This window comes from Blastococcus sp. CT_GayMR20 (assembly GCF_004570345.1).
In genome coordinates, this window is record NZ_SPQM01000223.1 from 1 (window position 1) to 5,418 (window position 5,418).

The 5,418-nt window shown below is 72.4% G+C and carries 6 protein-coding genes; 2 read left to right on the top strand and 4 right to left on the bottom strand.

What is annotated here, in order from left to right; translation table 11 throughout:
• From E4P40_RS28690 to E4P40_RS25970, 4 genes are all read right to left on the bottom strand, one after another.
• A partial coding sequence (locus E4P40_RS28690; protein ID WP_209305526.1) for a hypothetical protein occupies positions 1–208 on the bottom strand: 208 nt, incomplete at its 3' end.
• Positions 209–366: 158 nt separating this feature from the next.
• Entirely contained in the window at positions 367–561 is a 195-nt protein-coding gene (locus tag E4P40_RS25960) for a hypothetical protein (RefSeq protein WP_135161205.1), read from the bottom strand.
• A gap of 183 nt (positions 562–744) precedes the next feature.
• Positions 745–2,061, bottom strand: coding sequence for a citrate synthase (locus E4P40_RS25965; protein ID WP_135161206.1), 1,317 nt, complete (start codon positions 2,059–2,061; stop codon positions 745–747).
• 77 nt (positions 2,062–2,138) lie between these two features.
• The gene (locus tag E4P40_RS25970) at positions 2,139–3,557 is read right to left on the bottom strand and encodes a class II fumarate hydratase (RefSeq protein ID WP_135161207.1); all 1,419 of its coding nucleotides are present in this window, start codon (positions 3,555–3,557) and stop codon (positions 2,139–2,141) included.
• Between the two features lie 179 nt (positions 3,558–3,736).
• On the opposite strand from E4P40_RS25970, the gene E4P40_RS25975 reads away from it, so the two are divergent.
• Both E4P40_RS25975 and E4P40_RS25980 read left to right on the top strand, forming a co-directional pair.
• Positions 3,737–4,648 (top strand): hypothetical protein, encoded by a 912-nt coding sequence (locus E4P40_RS25975; protein ID WP_135161208.1) that lies wholly within the window; start codon positions 3,737–3,739, stop codon positions 4,646–4,648.
• Between the two features lie 97 nt (positions 4,649–4,745).
• A partial coding sequence (locus E4P40_RS25980) for a DUF1707 domain-containing protein (protein WP_135161209.1) occupies positions 4,746–5,418 on the top strand: 673 nt, incomplete at its 3' end.

Consider the following 5,418-nt stretch of genomic DNA (forward strand, 5'->3'; position numbering starts at 1 on the left):
ACGGCCGTCGCCACCCGCGCCACCGGCCCGGCTGCGCGCCGGCCGTGGCGGTACGGAGGGCGGTGAGCTCGGCGGGCGTGAGGGTCTCACCGGCGGCGACCCGCTGGCGCAGCGCGAGGGCGTCGCGCAGGGCCTGGGCCTCCCGGGCGCTGAGGGGAGGCCGGGCAGCGGACGCGCGAGGACGCGCCGGCGTGCGTGTGGCAGGCACTGCGTCCCCCGGCGTCTCGTCGTCCTACGTGGCCGGCTCCGGCTGCGGTTGCAGCTGGAGCGTTCGACCTCGTATCGACGTGCCGAGGGGGACCGCTGAACGACCTCACCCCCCGTCTCACCCCTCCGGGTGAGGGTGAAACGTGCGGGCCGTCCCTCCTAGGGGGCCCACCAGGCGCCGTGCCGGTGGACCAGGGGGATCCGCAGCTCGCCGCCGTCCTCGGTGGAGACGACGACCTCGACCCCGGTGATGCGGACCGGCGGTCCGTCGTCCTCGGGCTCGAGCACCTGTCCGGTCGCCAGGGGGATCGGGGGCACGACGAGGACGTCGTCGCCGGACGGCGGCTCGGCCATGGCGGTCCTCCCAGGAGTGCTCAGCCCGTGTCGGGTCTGCCCGGAACGGGCGCTCCCACCGTAGGGGGCGTCCCCCGGGCAGGGATCGGGCCGGGCAGCTCCTCCCGGGGGAGGGCTGCCCGGCCCAGGGGCCCGTCCCGGGGCTCCCCGACCCTGCGGGGTGAGGAGGACGGGGTCCTTTTGTCAGCGCTGGTCGACGGGGACGAAGCTCCGCTCGGCCTCGCCGATGTAGAGCTGGCGCGGGCGCCCGATCTTGGTGCTGGGGTCGGCGATCATCTCGCGCCACTGGGCGATCCACCCCGGCAGCCGGCCGATGGCGAACAGGACGGTGAACATCCGCGTCGGGAAGCCCATCGCCCGGTAGATGAGGCCGGTGTAGAAGTCGACGTTGGGATAGAGCTTGCGCTGGATGAAGTAGTCGTCCTTGAGCGCGATCTCCTCCAGCTGACGCGCCAGGTCCAGCAGCTCGTTGTTGCCGCCCAGCTTGTCGAGGACCGTGTCCGCGGTGGCCTTCACGATCGCCGCGCGCGGGTCGTAGTTCTTGTAGACGCGGTGCCCGAAGCCCATGAGCTTCACACCGGGCTCCTTGTTCTTCACCCGCTCGACGAAGCGGGGGATGTCCCCGCCGTCGGCCTTGATCGCCTCGAGCATCTCCAGCACCGACTGGTTGGCCCCGCCGTGGAGCGGGCCGAACAGGGCGTTGATGCCGGCCGAGACGGAGGCGAACAGGTTCGCGTGCGAGGAGCCGACCAGCCGGACGGTCGACGTCGAGCAGTTCTGCTCGTGGTCGGCGTGCAGGATGAACAGCATGTCCAGCGCCTTGACCAGATCGGGGTCCTGGGCATAGGGCTCGGCCGGGAAGCCGAAGGTCATCCGCAGGAAGTTCTCGACCAGCCCGCAGGAGTTGTCCGGGTACAGGAACGGCTGGCCGACCGACTTCTTGTAGGCGTAGGCGGCGATGGTGGGCAACTTCGCGAGCAGCCGCAGGGTGGAGATCTCGACCTGCTGCTCGTCGAAGGGGTCGAGGGAGTCCTGGTAGAAGGTCGACAGGGCGCTGACGGCGGAGGAGAGCACCGGCATCGGGTGCGCGTCGCGCGGGAACCCGTTGAAGAACATCTTCAGGTCCTCGTGCAGCAACGTGTGCCGGCGGATCCGCTGGTCGAACTCGCCCAGCTGGTCGGCCGTGGGCAGCTCGCCGTAGATGAGCAGGTAGGTGACCTCGAGGAAGCTCGAGTGCTCCGCGAGCTGGTCGATCGGGTACCCGCGGTAGCGCAGGATCCCGGCGTCACCGTCGATGTAGGTGATCGCCGAGGCGCACGAGGCCGTGTTGACGAAGCCGATGTCCAGGGCGACCCTGCCGGTCGTCGACAGGAGCTTGCTGGTGTCGTAGCCGTCGGAGCCCTCGGTCGCCTCGACCACGGGCAGGGGCAGTTCTCCACCGGGGTAGCGCAGGACCGCGTCGGCGGAGCCGGATACAGGGGCGCTGTCTGTCTCGGTCACGATCTCGGACGCTACTGGCAGACGGGCGCAGGTGCCGCCCGAGCGGGTGCGGGGAGGCCCCCGCACCCGCCCGGCGGTCACGGGTGGGTCATCGAGAGGACGTCGAGGGCCTCGTCCAGCTGCTGCTCGGTGAGCTTGCCCTGATCGACGTATCCGCGTTCGACGACGACCTGGCGGATCGTCTTCTTCTCCTTCAGCGACTGCTTGGCGACGATCGCCGCCTCCTCGTAGCCGATGTACTTGTTCAACGGGGTGACGATCGACGGGGAGGACTCGGCCAGCTCGCGGCAGCGCTCGACGTTGGCGGTGATCCCGTCGACGCAGCGGTCGGCCAGCAGCCGGCTGACGTTCGACAGGAGCCGGATCGACTCGAGCACGTTGCGCGCCATCAGCGGCAGGGTCACGTTGAGCTCGAAGTTGCCGGTCGTTCCGGCGAAGGCGACCGCGGCGTCGTTGCCGATGACCTGGGCGGCGACCTGCACGGTGGCCTCCGGGATCACCGGGTTCACCTTGCCGGGCATGATCGAGCTGCCCGGCTGCAGGTCGGGCAGGTAGATCTCGCCGAGGCCGGTGCGCGGGCCCGAGCCCATCCAGCGCAGGTCGTTGGCGATCTTCACCAGCCCCACGGCGATCGTGCGCAGCTGACCGGAGGCCTCGACGAGCCCGTCGCGCGAGCTCTGTGCCTCGAAGTGGTCGCGCGCCTCGGTGAGCGGCAGGTCGAGCTGGCCGGCCAGCCGCTCGATGATGGCGGCGGCGAACCCGGGCGGGGTGTTGATCCCGGTGCCGACGGCAGTGCCGCCCAGCGGCAGCTCACCGATGCGGGGGAGCGAGGCCCGGAGCCGCTCGACGCCGTAGCGGACGGCGGCCGCGTACCCGCCGAACTCCTGGCCGAGGGTCACCGGCGTGGCGTCCATCAGGTGCGTGCGGCCGCTCTTCACGACCTCGGCGAACTCGTCGGCCTTGCGCGACAGCGACAGCTCGAGGTGCTGCAGGGCGGGGATCAGGTCGCGGACGATCGCCCCCGTCGTCGCCACGTGGATGGCCGACGGGAAGACGTCGTTGGACGACTGCGAGGCGTTCACGTGGTCGTTCGGGTGCACCGGCTTGCCGAGCGCCTCGGTCGCGAGGGTGGCGATGACCTCGTTGGTGTTCATGTTGCTCGACGTCCCGGAGCCGGTCTGGAAGACGTCGATCGGGAAGTGCTCGTCGAACTCGCCGGTGGCCACGCGGGCGGCGGCATCGGTGACGGCTGCGGCGATCCCGCCGTCCAGGACGCCCAGGTCGGCGTTCACCGTGGCGGCCGCCCCCTTGATGGCGGCCAGGGCGCCGATCAGCTCGCGCTCGATCGGCGTGCCGGAGATCGGGAAGTTCTCGACGGCCCGCTGCGTCTGCGCGCGCCACTTGGCCCACGCGGGTACGCGGACCTCTCCCATGGAGTCGTGCTCGATGCGGTACTCCCCGCCGGCCTGGTCTGCGGCGTCCTGCTGAGGGGCCACGCTGCGCTCCCGAGTGTGTCGTGGTGACGGTGCTCCGCACGCGACCCTAGACACCCCCGGGAGCCGCGCTGGTTCCGGTCCGCGCGCGGGCGGCCGGACCGCGGGAGGTGGAGGTCGGGAACGGGGGGCCTTAGCATCCGGCAGGACCGACGACGTCGTCCTCTCCGAGGGGTGTCCCCATGTCACAGCCGCCGTACCCGCCGCCGGGCGGCAACGACCCCGGGGGCGACGAGCCCGGATCCCGGGGCTGGAACCCGCCCGGAGGTGCCGACGACCCCACCCGGCAGTTCAACCCGCCGCCCGGTGGTGGCCCGGGTGAGGGGCAGCGCGACCAGACGCAGCAGTTCCCGCAGCCGGGTCCCTACGGGCCGCCCGGGCAGCCGGGCCAGCCCTACGGCCAGCCGGCCCAGCCCTACGGCCAGCAGCCCTACGGGCAGCCCGGACAGCCGCCGTACGGGCAGCCGGGTCAGCCGCCGTACGGGCAGCCGGGTCAGCCGCCGTACGGGCAGCCGGGTCAGCCGCCGTACGGGCAGCCGGGTCAGCCGCCGTACGGGCAGCAGTCGTACGGCCAGCCCGGCGGGCCGGGACAGCCGCCCTACGGTCCGCCGTGGGGTCCCCCCGGTGGCCAGCCGCCGAAGGGCAACCGCAACACCCTGATCGCGCTGATCGTCGCCGGCGTCGTGGTGCTCGCGGCAGTGGGCGTCGCCCTGTGGTTGCTGCTCGGCGGCGACGACGACCCCCCGACGGCGAGCGACGCCACCACGAGCAGCTCGAGCAGCGCCCAGGAGACGACGTCGTCGAGCTCCCGGTCGTCGACGAGTTCGTCCAGCACCTCGTCGACGACGTCGTCCAGCTCGCCGACCAGCAGCGCGAACATCCCGCCGGCCGGGGGCCCTCCCGAGGGGCTGGGCGACGACCCGACCCTCGACGAGTTCGCCCAGGAGTGCTACGACGGCAGCATGGACTCCTGCGACCTGCTCTACGGGGCCTCCGACGACGGGTCGGCCTACAAGGCCTACGGGGACACCTGCGCGGGCCGGCAACCGGAGGGAACCCAGATCCTCTGCACCACCGCCTTCCCCGACGACTGAGTCCGCACCTGCGCCCGAGCCGGCCCGGCCCTCCCTGCGGAGGTGCCGGGCCGGTTCTCGTCCTGAGGAGGCAAGCTGTCGGCTACGGTCCGGAACCGTGTCCGAGGGTCCTGACAGTTCTGTGCGCGCCTCCGACGCCGACCGCGAGGCCGCGGTCACGCGGCTCCAGACCGCCGTGTCGGAGGGCCGGATCGATCTCGACGAGTTCGGTCAGCGGGCGGACGCGGCGTACGCGGCGGTGACGAGGGCCGAGCTCGACGGGCTGCTGGCCGACCTGCCGGCGAACGCGCCCCCGCCGCGGGAGATCGTCGGGATGCGGGTGCCGGAGGAGATCCGGGGGGTCTTCGGCGACATCCGGCTCTCGGGCGGCGCAGCGGTGCCCCAGCGGGTGCACAACGTCTTCGGTGACATCCGCCTGGACCTGCGCGGTCTACGGACCGGGGCGGACCGGATCGACCTCCACCTCACCACCGTCTTCGGCGACGTGGAGGTCATCGTGTCGGAAGGGGTGGACGCCGAGCTGCAGGGCAGGACGATGTTCGGCGACCGGAAGGTCGACCTCGCTCCGGTGCAGCGGCTGGCCGGCACCCCGCTGGTCGTCGTCCACGCGTCGGCGGTCTTCGGCGACCTCCGGCTGCGCAGCCTGGCCCCGGGGGAGTCGCCCAGCCGGTGGCGGGCGCTGATGGACCGGCTGGCGCAGCGGCCGCTGCCTCCGCTGCCGACACCCCCGCCGCCGCCGACACCCCCGCCGCCGCCGACACCCCCGCCGC